This is a genomic window from Nostoc sp. FACHB-133, assembly GCF_014698055.1.
Classification (GTDB): domain Bacteria; phylum Cyanobacteriota; class Cyanobacteriia; order Cyanobacteriales; family Nostocaceae; genus Nostoc.
The window spans coordinates 61,578-78,182 of record NZ_JACJSH010000036.1; the positions used below are offsets into that span (position 1 = coordinate 61,578).

The 16,605-nt window shown below is 39.2% G+C and carries 11 protein-coding genes; 4 read left to right on the plus strand and 7 right to left on the minus strand.

Going from position 1 to position 16,605, the window contains the following annotated elements; translation table 11 throughout:
• The first annotated feature begins 689 nt into the window (after positions 1 to 689).
• Together H6G86_RS24835 and H6G86_RS24840 are read left to right on the plus strand one after the other, a co-directional pair.
• On the plus strand, positions 690 to 2,534 hold the full coding sequence (locus H6G86_RS24835; protein ID WP_313931444.1) for a protein kinase domain-containing protein: 1,845 nt from the start codon (positions 690 to 692) through the stop codon (positions 2,532 to 2,534).
• Positions 2,535 to 2,608: 74 nt separating this feature from the next.
• Positions 2,609 to 3,646 carry a hypothetical protein gene (locus H6G86_RS24840; RefSeq protein ID WP_190936569.1) on the plus strand — a complete coding sequence of 346 codons (1,038 nt, stop codon included), beginning with the start codon at positions 2,609 to 2,611 and terminating at the stop codon, positions 3,644 to 3,646.
• A gap of 22 nt (positions 3,647 to 3,668) precedes the next feature.
• Here H6G86_RS24840 and H6G86_RS24845 read toward each other — a convergent pair whose 3' ends face one another.
• The 3 genes from H6G86_RS24845 to H6G86_RS24855 form a co-directional block, all read right to left on the minus strand.
• Positions 3,669 to 6,182 carry a CHAT domain-containing protein gene (locus H6G86_RS24845; RefSeq protein ID WP_190936570.1) on the minus strand — a complete coding sequence of 838 codons (2,514 nt, stop codon included), beginning with the start codon at positions 6,180 to 6,182 and terminating at the stop codon, positions 3,669 to 3,671.
• 22 nt (positions 6,183 to 6,204) lie between these two features.
• A complete protein-coding gene (locus tag H6G86_RS24850; RefSeq protein ID WP_190936571.1) occupies positions 6,205 to 8,775 on the minus strand; it encodes a two-partner secretion domain-containing protein in 2,571 nt (856 codons plus the stop codon).
• A gap of 139 nt (positions 8,776 to 8,914) precedes the next feature.
• A complete protein-coding gene (locus tag H6G86_RS24855) occupies positions 8,915 to 9,442 on the minus strand; it encodes a VOC family protein (protein WP_190936572.1) in 528 nt (175 codons plus the stop codon).
• Positions 9,443 to 10,119: 677 nt separating this feature from the next.
• On the opposite strand from H6G86_RS24855, the gene H6G86_RS24860 reads away from it, so the two are divergent.
• A complete protein-coding gene (locus tag H6G86_RS24860; protein WP_190936573.1) occupies positions 10,120 to 11,898 on the plus strand; it encodes a ShlB/FhaC/HecB family hemolysin secretion/activation protein in 1,779 nt (592 codons plus the stop codon).
• A gap of 242 nt (positions 11,899 to 12,140) precedes the next feature.
• On the opposite strand, the gene H6G86_RS24865 is transcribed toward H6G86_RS24860, so the two are convergent.
• Positions 12,141 to 12,860, minus strand: a complete 720-nt coding sequence (locus H6G86_RS24865) for a hypothetical protein (protein ID WP_190936574.1) — start codon at positions 12,858 to 12,860, stop codon at positions 12,141 to 12,143.
• A gap of 291 nt (positions 12,861 to 13,151) precedes the next feature.
• Here H6G86_RS24865 and H6G86_RS24870 point away from each other — a divergent pair, with 291 nt between their 5' ends.
• Positions 13,152 to 14,096, plus strand: a complete 945-nt coding sequence (locus H6G86_RS24870) for a hypothetical protein (RefSeq protein WP_190936575.1) — start codon at positions 13,152 to 13,154, stop codon at positions 14,094 to 14,096.
• 314 nt (positions 14,097 to 14,410) lie between these two features.
• Here H6G86_RS24870 and H6G86_RS24875 read toward each other — a convergent pair whose 3' ends face one another.
• The 3 genes from H6G86_RS24875 to H6G86_RS24885 form a co-directional block, all read right to left on the minus strand.
• On the minus strand, positions 14,411 to 14,881 hold the full coding sequence (locus H6G86_RS24875; protein WP_190936576.1) for a tRNA-specific adenosine deaminase: 471 nt from the start codon (positions 14,879 to 14,881) through the stop codon (positions 14,411 to 14,413).
• Between the two features lie 297 nt (positions 14,882 to 15,178).
• Positions 15,179 to 15,859, minus strand: a complete 681-nt coding sequence (locus H6G86_RS24880; RefSeq protein WP_190936577.1) for a hypothetical protein — start codon at positions 15,857 to 15,859, stop codon at positions 15,179 to 15,181.
• Between the two features lie 2 nt (positions 15,860 to 15,861).
• On the minus strand, positions 15,862 to 16,329 hold the full coding sequence (locus H6G86_RS24885; protein WP_190936578.1) for a hypothetical protein: 468 nt from the start codon (positions 16,327 to 16,329) through the stop codon (positions 15,862 to 15,864).
• Between the last annotated feature and the right edge of the window lie 276 nt (positions 16,330 to 16,605).

The window sequence follows — 16,605 nt, forward strand, 5'->3', positions numbered from 1 at the left end:
AATTTTACTTATAGCTGATCTTTTATAAAAGTAATAATCTTATTTGCTAAGTATTGGGTGTACGGCAAACGTATCTAAAGTATAACAATCCTTTAATAGCAAGGGTTTTAGCTTGTTGTGATTTAGACCATTTATGATCAATATCCTTATCCAGTAAGGGTTTTACAAATACCGCGCGTTCGCCCTGGTATAGGTCGTCAGTGGCAAATATATAGAGTAATTTATTTAACTGATACCGATTTCTGAGTAAAAAAGTAACATCCTTGCTAGTTACTTTTTATCCAAGAAGGCATAAGGAAAACGATCCTCTGCATCTTGTAGCTATCAGAGCGAGCTTGCAGTTTAAGACTTCCACTAAACGACAGTTCAGTGGTTTCAATTCAGTAGGGGTCAAATCTCCTTCTAAATTGCTCCTCCTGCATCCTTCAATAGATTATCGATAAAACATTCAAAGCAAGGGGATGGGATTTCTCCAAAAGAGTTATAGGATATGGGACGTTATGTTAAAACATAGTAACTGCGAGACTAGTTGACAATTAAAATTATGTAACTTTAGTTGTAAAATATACATATTATTTTTAAGTAGAATTGTTTGAAAATTTCAATCTGTGCTTGCCCTGTTATGGGCCAGCAGGAAGGAAGAGATTATGGATGGGTAGATTATTTTTGGTTATTTTACTACGCAAATTGTGAGTTACTGTATCAATCCTTTTTGCAGCAAACGTCAAAACCCTGACGATGTTAGCATCTGTTTAGCATGTGATACTTCACTGCTGATTAACAACCGTATTCGCCTGGTCAAGCCATTAAAAACACTTAGTGATGATCCGTACAACTACTTCGACGTTTTTGAAGTAGATGATATTGGCGCTGAGTGGCATCCCGTTCGGGAGCAACGAGTCATGAAAGTTTTGAAATGGAATACACCTAAGTTAGTTGAGTTAATCGAGCAGGAATCTCTCAGTTTACGTCTAATTCGTCATCCAAGCATTCCTAAAAGCACTCTAGATGATTTTTTTACTTTTGTTCCTAACAATAGTCTTCTAGTATTACATTGCTTAGTTATGGATAAAATTGAGGGAGAAAATTTAGAAGAATGGTTAGGAAATAATGAGAAAATTCCACAATATTTAGCTTTGGAATGGCTGAAAAAGTTAGTCGAGATTCTTGATGAAGTACATCGATCTGAATTTTTTCATCGAGATATTAAACCTTCTAATATAATTATTAAGCCAGACGGTCAATTAGCGTTAGTTGATTTTGGTGCAGCGCGGCGAGTAACTAATACTTACTTAGCAAAAGTAAGTGGAAGTGGAGGAACGAGTACAGGCAGGGGAGGACGATATGAAATTACATCTGTTGTCACACCTCGTTACACTCCATTAGAACAAATTGAGGGACAGGCAGTCCCACAGTCAGATTTTTTTGCTTTAGGTCGGACTTTTGTACAATTAGTTACTGGCACTCAACTGATGGATTTGCCCAAAGATCAACAAACAGGAAGATTAATTTGGAGAAACAAAGCACCACAAATTGATAAACCTTTTGCTGATTTTCTTGACGAATTAATGGCTCCCTTGCCAGGGCAACGTCCCCAAACCACTAGAGTAATTTTGCAGCGATTGGAAGGCTTACCATTTAAATCAAAGATCAATCGAATAGTTAAATCGAAGCTATTTTTAATCAGTGCAAGCATCACGTTTGCTTTAACCCTTGTTGCCTTGGGATATGTATCGTTACCTGTTATAGCCAATAATTACCTAAATCAAGGGAAGAAAGCTCACAAAGAAAATCGGTTTATAGATGCTGAGTCAGACTTTAACACAGCGATTAAATATAATTATAATTTAACTGAGTCAGTATCAGAATTCTACTTTGACCAAGGGGATCGTCACGAAGATAAACCTGAACTTGCTAGGAAAAATTATGAACTAGCTATCAAATTTAACCCTAAAAATGTGAGTGCTTATAATAATTTGGCATTAATATGTCAGGAAATGTATGATTTAAGTTGTATTGAAAATACTTACCAAATAATTTTTAAATTACAACCTCAAATGTGGGAAGCTCGTTATGGGCTAGGAAGCTTTTACGATGACCACGGAAAATATGATTTAGCAGAGCAACAATATAAATTGGCTATACAAAGTAGTGAACAAGCAATTCCAGCCGTTAATAATTTATCAAGGTTGAAGAATATAATGGGTGATTATAGTGCAGCAGAAGCTTTAGCTTTGCAAGGGTTACAAAAAGATAAAGACCCTGAAGTACAGGCTTCGTTGTACAAGAATTTGGGCTGGGCGCTCTTAGAACAAAAGCGTTACGCTGAAGCTAAAACTAATCTACAGAAGTCAACGGAACTAGATCAAGAGCGAACAGATGCTTATTGCCTACTAGCACAAGTGCAAGAAGCATTGAACATAAGAAGCAAAGCTAAAATGTATTGGGAATTTTGTTTAATATTAAATTCAAGTTTGCCAGAGGTTCAAAAATGGAGAGAGCAAGTATTAGAGCGTGTTTTTAAAAAATATTAATCTGATATTGCTCTCTTAAACTTTTTTTGCTATTAAAATCCTATATGCTAAAGACTAGTAAATAACTACATTTGATGCTGAATCATTCCATATCTAAACCAACTAATGGATTAGAGAAAAAAGTTTTCACATTTCAAGTTGCAGCGATCGCGTCAATAATTCTTTTTTTTAATGGGAGTAGTGCATTGGCCCAACCCCAGCCAATAGCAAGACGCGATTCATTAAATTCAATAGAGCGAAAGTGTGATTTTATTGCCAGAGTTGTCAATGATAACGATCTTGAATGGCCGGTAGGAAGCAAACTTTGTGAGGGAGATAAACTTCAAGTAGCAAATGGAAGCACAGTTAAGATTTTGTGCTACCTGAATCTAAAATTTCTGGATTTACCAAGTGGCTCTATCTCAAATGCACCTGATAAATGTGTACCACAAGCAGAGAAAAGGCGATGTACACCTGCTACTCGAAAGAAATGTCCAAAAACTAAAGGACCAGATGATGAGAACGGTACACCAACGGTAATTAGTCCCTATGGCAGTTCGATTTTAAATTCTCGTCCGGTAATCTCTTGGTATTCTGTCGCTGGAGCTGATAATTACACAGTAATTGTCGAGGGTAATGGTGCAATTTGGGAAACAGAAGTAAAAACTACCACACTGCTATATCCTAAAGACCAAAGAGAATTACAGTATGGGAATGCTTATAAAATTACTGTTATAGCTAGTAAGGGTGACTTCCCTGTGAGCGCCGATACATCAGTAGTCAATCTGTTGCCAGAGACCGATCTTAAACAGATTTTAGAAAAGGTAGAGCAAATCAACTCTCTCAACCTACCTCCTGATGAAGCTGCTTTTCTGGACTTAGATGCTGTATATATGTCAAGAAGACTTTTGAATGAAACAATCAATACGTTAAAGAAACGAGTGGTAGCAGGTAGTAGCAATCCGACTCTCTACAGAATATTAGGCGATCGCTATTTAGAGGCATGGTTGCCAGATGAGGCTCGTCGTGAATATGCGATTGCAGCTCAGTTAGCCCAAAGTAGTGGTAACTTAGATGAATTAGAAAAGGTGCAAGAGCGCCTAAAGTTGCTTGAAAGTCTTCAAGCACCATAAGTTGTCCCAAACCCAAAATGCTTCAGAGCCAGCTTCCAACTAGAACAAAAGCCGCCCAGTAGTAAGGATGATTGTAATCAGGATTTGATAATAAACTCAATTGTGCTTGACGCAGTGCCTCTGCTTTAGGTATACCCTTTCTCAGTTCTTTGTAAAATTCGCTCATAAGCTGAGTCGTAGAATCAGTATCTACTAGCCATAATGTTGCTAACGTACTTCTTGCTCCTGCTTGTGCGGCTACTCCGGCAATTCCTAATGTTGACCTTTTATTACCCTTAGCGGTTTGACAAGCACTTAAAACTAATAACTCAATCCCGTCTGCATCAGCTTGAGTTTTATTTCTTAATAATCTATCAAACTTTAATACATTGATTGCCTTCTCATAGGCTAGAATTACCGTCCTCTGAGGATCTGAACTAAATTGAGCATGAGTTGTCAAATGGACAATTGGAAATTCGACCGTACTCAATTCTTTCTCAAGCCGAGGGCTAGTAAAATTTTCATTTAGTAAGGTAGTGGAAAAAGTAGTTTGTTTCTTAATATCTGCTACTTCTTGTTCCACTCCTGGTAGCGCTTTCAAGTCTTTAGGAGCGTTTGGGTCGTTAAAGCTGGGACTAACTTTAGAGAGTGCAGCAATGAGAACTTTCAACTGTTCTTTAGATAAAGTTTTTGGTTGGCGAACTCTAGACCCTAAAGTAGCTGCAATACTGTAGTTTTGGAACAAATAATCTTTTCCATCATGCAGCAAAGCCATCGGCAAGCTTTGGAAAGATTTGTCCAAAGTGAATACCAATGTCCCTGACAATGGCAAATATTTCTTGATAGGTACAATCAACAAGCTATAGAGTGCTTGAGAAGCTTGAAGAAGCACCGATTCCTCAGTATTAACAAGTTTCTTCTCTTGTAAATTTTTTAATAGATTCTCGATATGCTCTTTAACTGGCTTTGAATCAACAGAATGATGATGAAGAGATTTATCAGGGGATTGAACGAGTATTTCTATAAGGCTACCCAAATCAACAATGTGAATTACTGCTGGAGCACTAGGTAAGTTTTTAAGCTCGTTTAAGGCTACAAGATCGAGTTTGCCACACTTGAGAAAATTCTCTAACTCTGCTATTTGCAACCGTTCATTTGTTTGAATAACTTGTTCCAGATTTGGATTGGGAGATGCTAGAAGCAATCGCATATAATCGCGATAAACAGGTTCTACCTTTTCCGAGAAAGAGAACTGTAAATCTGCGTTGCTTGCTAAGAGACTATCACGAAGCTGACTTAAGTTATTGATCGCTGCGCTATAAGCTTTAATAGCTTCTTTAAACTTTCCCTGTTTATTATATAAATTCCCTAACTCCTGTTGCCATTGATACGAAATATCCCAAGCATGAATTGATTGTGCCAAGCTTAAGGCTTCTGCAAAATATTTTTCTGATTGTCCTGCTTTTAATTTACCCAAAATGCCGAGACTGTATGACTCCAACCGCTCATTTTTGGTAATTTTAGCTGTTTGCAAAGCAGATGATGCATAGTCAATAGCTAATGAATGCAATTGCTTGTCTGGAAGTTGATTCAAGCTGTTAGCGAAGTTCAGCTTTGTATAAACAGAATGAATAGCCGATAATTGAGAAAATGTCGAAGAGTTTTTTAGAACTAAGTTTACGCAAGGCTGAATCTGTTGAGTAATTGTAGCAAGAGTATTAGCTAATTGTGTATTACTTACACTAGACTCTGCTATTAACCATTTTTTAAAATCTAATAATAAACTCAACTGGTGTATTTGAGCTAGCAGTTGTGTAACCTGAGAAGCTTCTGGCGTATTATATACTTGTTGATACATATCAATTGATTTCAACGCCTCTTGTTGAATCAAAATGACAATTTCTTTTTTGAAAACTGGCTCCTCTATTTCATAATATTTATTACGTGCTTGTTGGTAAATAGCCTGTTCAGTATTACCCAATGAAAGCATGATTCCGCTAGTCTCAACAGAAGACATTTGTTTTGCGTTTGAAAGTATTTTTTCCAGAAGTATCTTTGATTCATCTAGCTTACCTATTGTACGTAATACATCTCCTAGGTTATGCCATACCAAAAGATTTAGGGGCATTAGCTTTTGCTGATCTATTGCTGCCGTCAATAGTTTTGTTGTAGATTCATCAGATTGCTCTAATGGGATAGCGCAAATTTTAGCATCCCTATCTAAATTTAAAGCTTGTAAAAGTATACTGCAAGCCTGACGATTTAAGCCTAGAGCTTGTAGGGCAAGGTTTTGGTTAATTAAACTGCCAGTAACACCCTCTTCATAGTGAATTTGACGATAAATTTTTGTGGCTTCTTTCCAATTTTGAAGCGCTTCTACTGCTCGACCTTCATCAAGATACTTTTTTCCTCTTTGGATCAATAGTTGCGCCTGATGGTGTTTTTGTACTTTTTTCTTACTAGCATAAGCAGGGGTAATAAATGCTTTACTCTCAACCGTAAATAACCCTAAAATGCTTAAAAATAAGTACTTGATCCAATTTCGACGTTTAACCATCGTTCTATTGTTCTTTCTGGTATTATTGATTTCTTGATGTTTTAGCTTCAGCAGAACACAGACTAGCAAACAACGCAGCATCGGCGGTGACTAGATCAGATTTTGCCGTCAAGACGACTGTACCATCAGGTTTACTTATCAAAGCTTGCGCTTCTATGATTGGTGCAGTTTCTTGAACTATTGATTTTAGTTCTTCTGAGCTAATGTTGACCTGATCTGAGATAGAATTGTCCTGCCAAATCGGATTATTAGATGGCAAATCGTTAGGGCTAGGTAACAAACTGTCAATACCAGTAACAACAAACTTACTTATCCCTATACCTGATCGACTTTGACAAAGTGATGCAATTTTAGGGGTTTCACGAATTGCTTCTGGCGCTGCTTTCATGCTATTAGGATAAAAGTAAAAGCCGTTGATATCAACTTGTCCGTTAATGCCAAATTGTGAGCTGGCTTCAAATCGGCTATTAAGAGAATAAAAGAACCAGTCGGTATTAATGAAGATATTTCCGCCTTCTCCTGTAAAAGCATTAGCTGTTATGCTGCTGTTGCCCAAGGAGAATAGGATTTTTGTATCAATAGCTATGTTGCCACCATCGCCGTTAGTGCCTTGCTGCCCAGCAGTTGTGGAGATACTACTATTCCGTAATAACAAGTTTTCTGAGCCAATATCAATATCACCCCCCTGACCAACAGCAGTGGTTGCGTTAACACTCCCGTTGTTTTTGATATTGATGTCTTTAGCAATAATTTCAAGTTTTCCTGCATTGCCAGAGCCATAGTTCCCAACGCTGACTTGAGCGCCGTCTTTAATATTTAAGCTTCCAGTCTTAAGGGTTAGCTTTCCTGCATCTCCAGTGGGATTTGGTGGTACTCTGCTAAATCTTACCCTTAAGCTTTCGTCTAAAATAGCTGCCGATGAATCTATAAAACTAGGATTATTGGAATTTGAATCAACCCCCGAAACTTCTATAAAATCAGGAGCATTAATGGTGAGACTACCACTGTTTCCAGAAGAGACTGTACTCGTAGATACACCTGCACCTTCCCGAATAGATAGCCTTGGGGTATTAATTTCTAAAATGCCAGCGTCACCGCTGCCAAAAGTACCAGCCTTAATTGTGCTAGCCCCAACGGAAGGCGATACACCTATTATTTCTATCTGATTACTTGCATTTACAAAAACATTACCACCTTTTCCCATATTAAAAGTCGTAGAACCTAAACCACCTCCATTTTTAAGAGTGATGTTTTCCGTCGATAGCTTCACATCTCCTGCGCTTCCATAAGAGCTAGAATTTGTGGTAATATTTGCTCTATTTTCTAATATTAAAGTTTTGATTTTCCCAACAATATTGCCGCCAACTCCATGATTAATGTAACTAAAGGTATTTATACCACCATATCCAAAAGGATTAGCAGTAGATGGATCAGAACCAATAATTTTTAAATTATCAACATTATTTACCACTATGTTTCCGCCTGAAGCGTCACTAAAAGTAGTAGTAGCTATTTGTGAGCCTTCAATGTTAATTTTATTTGCATTAATTTGAATATTTTCTCCTGCTGTCTTCCCAAAATTACTAGTAAAAATAGCACTCAGACTAAATTGTGTTGAATCTTTAAGTTCTAAAAGCTCAGAGGCATTAACAGTAATCTCTCCGTTTTGCTTGTATTCTTGATTTTGGCTGAAAATTAAGGAGCCATTTAATATTCTTATATTGCGCCCCTGAATATTGATAGTGTTTCCTTCGCCTTTAAGACTATTAACATAAACCAAAGCATTCTCTGATAATTTTATATCTCCAAAAATTGAAGTTTTGTCATAGCTAAATGACCATCCATTATTTTCTTGCTTAATATTGGTATCTCCTTTAGCGATGCTTCCTAATTCGATTCTTCCATTCTTCGTACTGAGAATTCCTCCCTCCAATAATATATCTCCTCCTATCAAAGCTAAAGTTTTGTCGGGTTTGACTTGTAAGCTATTAGAAAACTTGTTGGCATCGAGAGGTACCCTAAAATCAGAATCTTGAATAATGCGGCCTGTACCCTGCACCTGAATCACTCCAAGATTGCTCCCAAATTGCAAACCACTAGGTACACTAATAGTCAGTATTGGCTGATTAGGGGTATTTACAGCGCTGAACTGGGAGCCATCAGTAAATTTAATGCTATTCGCTGTGCTGGCTAAAAAAGAACCACCAATATCTAACCGTGCATTTTGACCGAAAACTATTCCATTTGGATTGATCAGAAATAGGTTAGCTGTGCCATTGGCACGAATTAATCCATCGATATTAGAAGCTGATGTACCAGTCACCCGACTAATAATGTTTTGAATATTTGCAGAATTGTTAAATAAAACAATGCCACCATTCGAGACAGAAAAATTTTGAAAGCTGTGAAATAAGTTGTTCTCTGCTTGAGTTCCTCCTTCAATAGTTATTGTATTTCCTTGCGTTTTTATGATACTGTTGTTGGGTAAAGTCCCGTCTTTAATTATTTGAGCTTTACATGGAAAGATAGTTAAAGAAGAAATAAATGTTGATACAAAAACTAATTTTATGAAAGTATAATGTTTGGTTTCCATTCTATTGTGTAAATATGGTTTTAAAGACTAATTAAAAATAATTAATTAGCTAGTAATGCTTATTTTTTAGATTACTAACGTTATAGCTATAGTTCAACTATAGCTATAACGTTAGTAATAATTAATAAAAAATTTACTACTAAATTAATTTATGTTGGAGGTCTCGTGATGGATCTCCTAATGGACGCACATTTGCAGCAAATTCTAGTAAGATACCATTCGGATCGAAAAAATAAAATGAGGAAATGAAAGTATTTTCGTCTAGTTCAGGTACATAGCCAGATGCGACATCTGCATGATGCAAAATTGGTGTCACTTCAATCCCCTTCCCAACTAGTTTGGTTCTATAATCTTCCACCTTTTCCAAAGGAATATTAAATGCCACATGGTTCATAGAGCCATGTGCAGTGGCAATATTTCCTGTTTTGAGTCCATCCGGTCGTACAGAGGATATGCCTGGTATACCTTCTGGTGTTCGCGGAGACCAGAAGAAAGCCAAAGCATCGCCATTTCCAATATCAAAAAAAAAGTGCTTTCCGCCGCCTGGCATCTCGATGACCTTGATCAAAGAAAGTCCAAGGGTGTTGCCGTAGAAATCTAGAGTTTGTTCTAAGTCTTTGCAAACTAGTGCGAGGTGATTTATACCCAGTAGCTCAAAATCTTTCATGTCAATACACCTACTATAAATTGCATGTAAAAATTTTAGTAACTTTAACTAAAATACGCTTTCAAAAAATGATTATCTATCTTTATATAAGTTTTATATATTCTACGGTTCCAGCAAGCCTCCAACATGATGATGGCAAAACTTTTCCCAGTTTTGTAGTTGAGCATCTATTATATCTGGATTGATTTTCTTGATAAATAAAGAACTTTCAGGAATTATACCAGCATAGTAGAATTAAATACAAGACAACTAGTAGATTACTATTTTCTCAGAGTTATATATAACGATTGTGACATTACTTAGCGTAGCATTTGATTCAGATTTTAGAGTTATGAGTTATTGTTATTGGTGTACTTTACCTTTATCAAAAATTTAAAAGTAAGGAAACCGAGTCTTGGTTGGGTTTTTATGTTGAAAGGCTTGATAGTTAAAGGTTAGAAGTTTTTGTATTTTTCTTTCCTTTATCAGATAAGTTGGATAATGATATTCATTTGAAGAAGTCTATAGATATGGGGTTTTTAATTCGCATGAAGTACAAAAAAGCTTTATTTAGCAAGCACTTTACTTAATAAGAGTGTACCTTAACAGGACAATAAAATTATAAAAAATTTTTAAGCCTTTACCATCTGTAACAAAGATTCAAGAGAACCAGATTTACAAAATCCTACCTCAATATTATGAGCAATAAATTACCCAAAAAGCTTACATTTTCTTGGTTGCATGTGAGCATAATTATATTGTTAAGCTGCATAACTTCCAGACCTGTGTACGCGCAGGTTGTAGATATCACACAGCTACCAAATAGCAATTCTCTCCCAACCCAACGCCTCCCGCCACCGCAGGACATTCAACCCCCCTCATCTTCCCCATCCTCTCCACCACAACCATTACAACTACTGCCTTCACCAGCAGAAATACTTCCACCATCTGAATTAACTCCCCTACCTGATGAATTAATTCCTAGTAATGCTTCTCCAACTATTACAGTTGAACACTTTGAAATTGTAGGTAACACAGTCTTTACTCCTCAAGAGTTAGCCCAAGCCGTTGCGGAATTTACTAATCGACCAATCTCATTGCTTGAGTTATATCAAGTTCGTTCTAAAATCACCGATCTGTATGTCCAGAGGGGTTACATTACTTCCGGTGCATATATTCCGCCTCAAGAAATTCGTCCTGGTTTAGGTGTTGTAAAAATTCAGGTTGTCGAAGGTAAATTTGAAGAAATCCAGATAAATGGAACACGTCGGCTTTCCCAAAATTATATACGTAGCCGTATAGAAGCAGGGACATCAGGTCCTGTAAATCGACAACGCTTGTTAGAGGTACTGCAAGTGTTGCAACTCAATCCTCTGATAGAAACAGTATCGGCTGAACTTTCAACTGGGGAGCATTCCGGTACAAGTGTGCTAACAGTAAATATTAAGGAAGCAAAGACCTTTAGCACACAAATAGTTCTGGATAATGGGCGATCGCCAGCAGTAGGAAGTTTCCGACGCCGATTACAGGTAAATGAAGCCAACCTACTTGGAATGGGAGATAGTTTAGCTATAGTCTATACTAATACTGACGGTAGCAATTCCTTTGATACCAGCTACACATTGCCTCTCAATCGCCGAAATGGAACGCTCTTGTTCAGCTATGGTATAAATAGGAGCGATGTGATTGAACGCCCTTTCAACGTTCTAGATATTCAATCAGATGCTCGATACTATGAACTGACATACCGCCAGCCAGTAATCCAAACTTCTACACAAGAATTTGCTCTTGGCTTAACTGCATCTCGTAGAGAAAGCGAAGCTTCGTATGTTGACTTTGAAAGAATACCGTTTCCCTCCTTGGGTGCAGACGAGAATGGAGAGACAAGAGTATCAGCACTGCGATTCTTTCAGGAATGGGTTTATCGTAATAATCGGCAAGTCCTTGCCTTGCGGTCACAATTTAGTTTGGGATTGGGGGCATTCGATGCCACGATTAACCAAGAGTCCCCCGATAGCCGCTTTTTTTCATGGCTTTGGCAAGCGCAGTGGGTACGTCTGCTGGCTCCTGAAACCTTAGCATTACTCCGTCTGAATACGCAGCTAACATCCACATCACTCGTGCCACTGGAACAATTTGGTGTTGGTGGACAGGAAAGTGTACGGGGCTATCGTCAGGATTTCCTGCTGACTGATAATGGAGTGTTTGCTTCTGCAGAAGTGCAAGTACCAATTTTACGGGCTGGTGGTACGTTGCAAATGATTCCTTTTGCAGATTTTAGTATTGGCTGGAATGCAGGTACACAGAATCCTGACTCGAATACTCTGGCTTCTGTAGGGTTGGGGTTGCAGTGGCGCGGGGGCGATCACTTTAACGCTCGTGTTGATTGGGGAATTCCTTTGATGTCGGTGGACTCAAATGGAAGAACCTGGCAGGATAACGGGGTGTATTTTTCTGTGCAGTACAACGCTTTTTAAGATTACTTTGTATATTTTAAATTCTGATCGCCGTTGTAATCAGGAGCTTTCGCAAGATCCTTAAGGTTTTGTACCCACTATAGATAATGGAGAGTGTTGACAGTTGCAAGTAAAACAGGGTGTTTGATAGCTATATTACATATATAAATAAGGATGAAAAGTGATCGAGTAGTTGTCGAAGCTAACAATTGTATGGTTAAGATTGTAGTATTTTGTATAACTGATAACACGAAGCCAAGATATTATTCATCTTCATCCTCATAATCGAAATTATCATCACCATGTTCTTCATACCACTTTCTTTCTTCCTCCAAAGCGATTTCTCTCTCGATGATTTTTCTTTCTAGAATTTCCCTTTCTAGAATTTCCCTTTCAAGCTTTTCTCTTTCAAATCTTTCTCTTTCTATTCTTTCTCTTCTCTGCCTTTCTTTCTCTTCTCTTTCTCTCTCAAGTTGAATTAATCGCTGCTCCACTCTCTCACAGTAAAAATCCAAGGCTTTACCAGTGGCTGCTCCCGTAATCGCACCACCAGCTAAAAATATTACTACAGTTTTCCAGCCGCCAAAAGGATTACCACTCCACTCCAAACTACCCTCATTGAGCCACACCAATAGGAAGTAGACGAGAATTCCAATAACAGTATTGATCGGTGCAAAAACTCTCGGTGTCATCTGGGTTTGACGAAGTATCAGCCATTGCGCCAGACTGAGAATCACACCAAAGATGACGGCAGCGATTGCACAAAGAATAACATTACCTGGAAAAGTGAACGGATCTACCGCAAATTTAATGATTAGCGTGATAATAATCGGGGCAGAGAGCAAAAAGCTCAGAAGTAAGCTAGCACTAATCGCAAGAAACCAGTAGCGACCGAGATAACCGAGGCGAAATTCTAACAACGACTCTTGTACTCCAAACAAAGTCATCCAAAATGCAATACCTGCCGTCAAATAATCAAGCATTAGCCGTTGTTTTACCCATGTCTTGAAGAGGGTATTTTCTAGAATAAGCTGAAATTGAATTCAGTTGTCAGAAGTCAGAATCGAATTCAGGCTTCTGACTTCTGAATTCTTTTTTGTTAACTGTGATATTGGACTGATTTTCGTCAAAGTATTCTTTCATCGGTGCAAAATATAAAAAGCAATGAAAAACCCCAACCTGTTTAAAGGATGGGGGCATAAATAAAAAGTCTATATTTCCATGATGACACAATTCAATATTTGTTCGACTGCTGTCAGCCTAGAGGTGGGGCAATGAACAAACCACCATCTAGACGCAAGAAAGTTATCCCTGTGGCATCTGGTGAACCAAAGCCAGCCACCGACTCTGCTGCCGAAAATACTTCTGAGCAAGATAACCCAGTCTCAGCAACGATTACGGTGACGGCTGTTGAAGTAACAGAGTTGACCCAGGAAGAACAAAGCTTACGCCTGCATTTAGAACACCGTGTGGAGAGAGCATTTTTAGAAGCAGGTCAAGCGCTGATGGAGTTGCGGGACAGACGATTGTACCGTTCCACGCACCGTACTTTTGAAGAATACTGCCGAGATCGCTTCAATTATAGTCGTGATGCGGCGTACTTGAAGATTTCGGCGACTGTGGTTTATGAGAATCTTCAAAAGTTTTTGCCGACCATTGGTCGGCAAATTCCAATGCCGACCAACGAACGACAATTGCGTTTTTTGGCGAAAGCCGAGTTGGAACCGGCTGTGCAAGCGGATGTATGGCAGCAGGCAGTAGAGCAAGCTGGCAATAAGATTCCCTCTGGTCGGATAGTAAAAGATGTTGTAGATAGGATACGCGAAAGGACGAAAGTACCCAATCCTTACCACATCGGGGAAATATGCATTCTTCTGCCCAAAGATGACCCAGACTTGAGGGGTAAAGCGGGTTATTGGGGAGTGGTAACTTATGTTGGCGAATACAGTTGTACAGTCCAGACCTGGGACAGCGACTACACCGTGAAGATTGAACACCTGAAGTTATTGGAATTGCTTGATGAAGATTGTAGATTCATGCAACAGTTATGTTTGAGGTTACGGCAGTTGCATCAAGTGGCCAGCCGTGACTCTTCTGTAGATTGGCTGTTGCAGGGGTTGGGAAAACAAGCTAAACCTTATTTATCTTCGTTGCAAGCGAAGCTGCTGGCGTTTGTTGAAAGAGAATACAACCTGGTTTGGAAGCAGCAGAAGAATTAAAAGGTTGCCAATTATCTTCTTGGATTTCTATAAGCATCCACGCTCTCAAAAAAGGGAAAAGGGATGATGATTGTCGCGCCACAAGAGGGGCGAGGTTTTTACCTGACTCATAAAATTTGGATTATTTCGTGCCACAAGAGGGGCGAGGTTTTTACCTTTCCCCCAACCCGAGTCCCCCAAACCTTCTTAATAAATTGCTTTACGGCTTATAAATATCATGTTTAGTCACAATCTCTCATGGAGGGGGCAGCGCCGAAAAGGGCGCGTGCCTTGCCTGACCAATTTATTTTTCCTTAACCCCTAATCTGCAATAGTTATTGGGGCAAGACATCTGATGTGGAAGTTACAGTTGAATTGAAGAGCGTGATTGCTTGATGGATTATGTGGGGATCGTTTACTTGACGGAGCGAGCAATCGGCTTGCTCGAACTTGTATCGAGTTTGAGATGATGCATCTGGATCTGGAGCTGCATAAACCACATGTCGTACACCTGCCTGAATCAAGTTAGTTGTACAGTCCCCCATATATTCGCCCTGTCCTCCGGGAGTGCGTTTTCCACATGGCTCTACTGTTGTATATATGATGTCGTCCGGAAGAATTGAGATAGCAGAGAGTTCGAGCTGGCGCAGAAGTACATATTCGGCATGTTTGCCGTCGTTACAACTGATTCCTTCAAGCACAATGTTTCCTTGTCGTACTAAGCACGAACTCACGACTCCACCAGTGTCGTCGGATTGATCCGCAATGGTGAATAAATGTTCAAATATCTCTTGCTCTGTCATCATAACCACTCTCGAATTGGGATGCTCCTTATCATTATCTAAAAATGAATTAAACGATATCATTGTATTTTCAATAACTTTATTTTAATGACAATGAACTATGAAACAATAGGACTTTGAGATAGGCGGATACAAAAGTGATCGCTCTGTCGAAAAAGAAATCAGATTCTTCATCAGAGGTATTTCCATGCTTTAGATTCACTGTTTTCATTTTCCCAGTTTGAAACCATAAAGCAAGTTGCTCACATTATGCTTTCAGTGACAGATATCACAGGACTCTCCTATATGGCAAATGAATTGTCATTGGTCGAAGGAAGGAGAGCTTTTCACCCAGACATTATGGTTGTGATAAAAATCACCACGCTGTTCCAGTGTAAACCCACCCAGCAATAATCCCAACCAGACTTCTACCATCGGCATTTGCAACACACGTTGCAGTTTAACTAAAGAAATCTCATCTTTGACATTTATCAGATGGTTAGCGATTGCGCTCTGCCATTTTTCCACATTTTCGTCTGATGCCAAATTGCGGACATCTTCTAAAGTTGTCACCTCATCGAGCATTGCCAAAACATTTGCTTTTTCAACAGGTGCTGCTACAGAATCACCCAACTCAGTAGGAGATGAAAATTGGTGTGGGCCATGTGGTTTAAAGGTTTGTGGTGTTTGCGGTTCAATCAAATCATCTAAATCAAGGTGCATTGTTGTCCGCACTAGACCAGCAAAGAGATCCGTGCTAACAACTGGCCCCAAAAGACTATTGCGATCACGGGTATCTTGCAACAGCACTTCGGCACGAGACTTGAGAATATCCGCAATTTGACTGAAGGCAAGCGCTGCGGTTGATAACTGTGCCTCCAAGGGTAAACTTTCTAGCTCGGCATCCAAACAATCCCACATAGCATCAAGAGAAGAAGTTGGTGGAGATTCAGACAACTCATCCAGCAGATCCCAGATTGTTAATTGGTGGTATGTGGCCATCTCTAGGATTCTGGATGTAACGGGCAAGGACGAACTGGGCAGTAACTTGAGGTAATCTCAAACATATCCTTATATTGATATAGTGAAACACCGTATTGTTTAGCAAAAGCCTGCAACACCTGATCTGTATAGGCGCGGATCTTGCCAGCTGTTAGCCCAAAACAGTGAATTGGTTCTAAGCGACAAATAGGCTGTTGCCCCAGCCAGAGTTCTGCGCCCAAGGCGTGCAATGGTTTATCCCCTGGTTCTTTATACAAATACAGTACTGCAAAATATGTTGCTGGTGGTTCGACTGTTACTGAATCAATTTCTGCTGAATTATTCTGCGAACGGTGGCGGTAAAACGAACGGCGATTGTGGCAAATGCGTGGATTCCAACATCCGTCCCCTGCTGTTCCATGCAGCACTTTAGCTTGGGTTGTTGGTAATTTGGAACATAACTGACACTTGGGGTCTAACGGCTTCGGCATAGTCTACTCTGTTTCCTCTTCACCAATCGCACCATAGTCGGCAGCGATGCCTATCGCGGCGATCACCTGGAAGCACAGTGGAAGTAACACCCAAAATTGTATGTGACTTCAGGTAGAATTTGCCCAAGACAGAAGGTAAAAGTTGTCCGCGTTGTCACTTGACACGATCTGTATCTTTGGATATCATTCAACTATATGGTTGAATCAAATGTAGCCCTTGATAAAATTTTTGCTGCTCTGGCTGATGTGACGCGGCGAGACATTCTGAAGCGGGTA

Excerpts from the sequence above, each read along its gene's own strand:
- H6G86_RS24840 (WP_190936569.1), top strand. The coding sequence starts at position 2,609 with ATGCTGAATCATTCCATATCTAAACCAACTAATGGATTAGAGAAAAAA.
- H6G86_RS24845 (WP_190936570.1), bottom strand. The coding sequence starts at position 6,182 with ATGGTTAAACGTCGAAATTGGATCAAGTACTTATTTTTAAGCATTTTA.
- H6G86_RS24850 (WP_190936571.1), bottom strand. The coding sequence starts at position 8,775 with ATGGAAACCAAACATTATACTTTCATAAAATTAGTTTTTGTATCAACA.
- H6G86_RS24855 (WP_190936572.1), bottom strand. The coding sequence starts at position 9,442 with ATGAAAGATTTTGAGCTACTGGGTATAAATCACCTCGCACTAGTTTGC.
- H6G86_RS24860 (WP_190936573.1), top strand. The coding sequence starts at position 10,120 with ATGAGCAATAAATTACCCAAAAAGCTTACATTTTCTTGGTTGCATGTG.
- H6G86_RS24865 (WP_190936574.1), bottom strand. The coding sequence starts at position 12,860 with ATGCTTGATTATTTGACGGCAGGTATTGCATTTTGGATGACTTTGTTT.
- H6G86_RS24870 (WP_190936575.1), top strand. The coding sequence starts at position 13,152 with ATGAACAAACCACCATCTAGACGCAAGAAAGTTATCCCTGTGGCATCT.
- H6G86_RS24875 (WP_190936576.1), bottom strand. The coding sequence starts at position 14,881 with ATGATGACAGAGCAAGAGATATTTGAACATTTATTCACCATTGCGGAT.
- H6G86_RS24880 (WP_190936577.1), bottom strand. The coding sequence starts at position 15,859 with ATGGCCACATACCACCAATTAACAATCTGGGATCTGCTGGATGAGTTG.
- H6G86_RS24885 (WP_190936578.1), bottom strand. The coding sequence starts at position 16,329 with ATGCCGAAGCCGTTAGACCCCAAGTGTCAGTTATGTTCCAAATTACCA.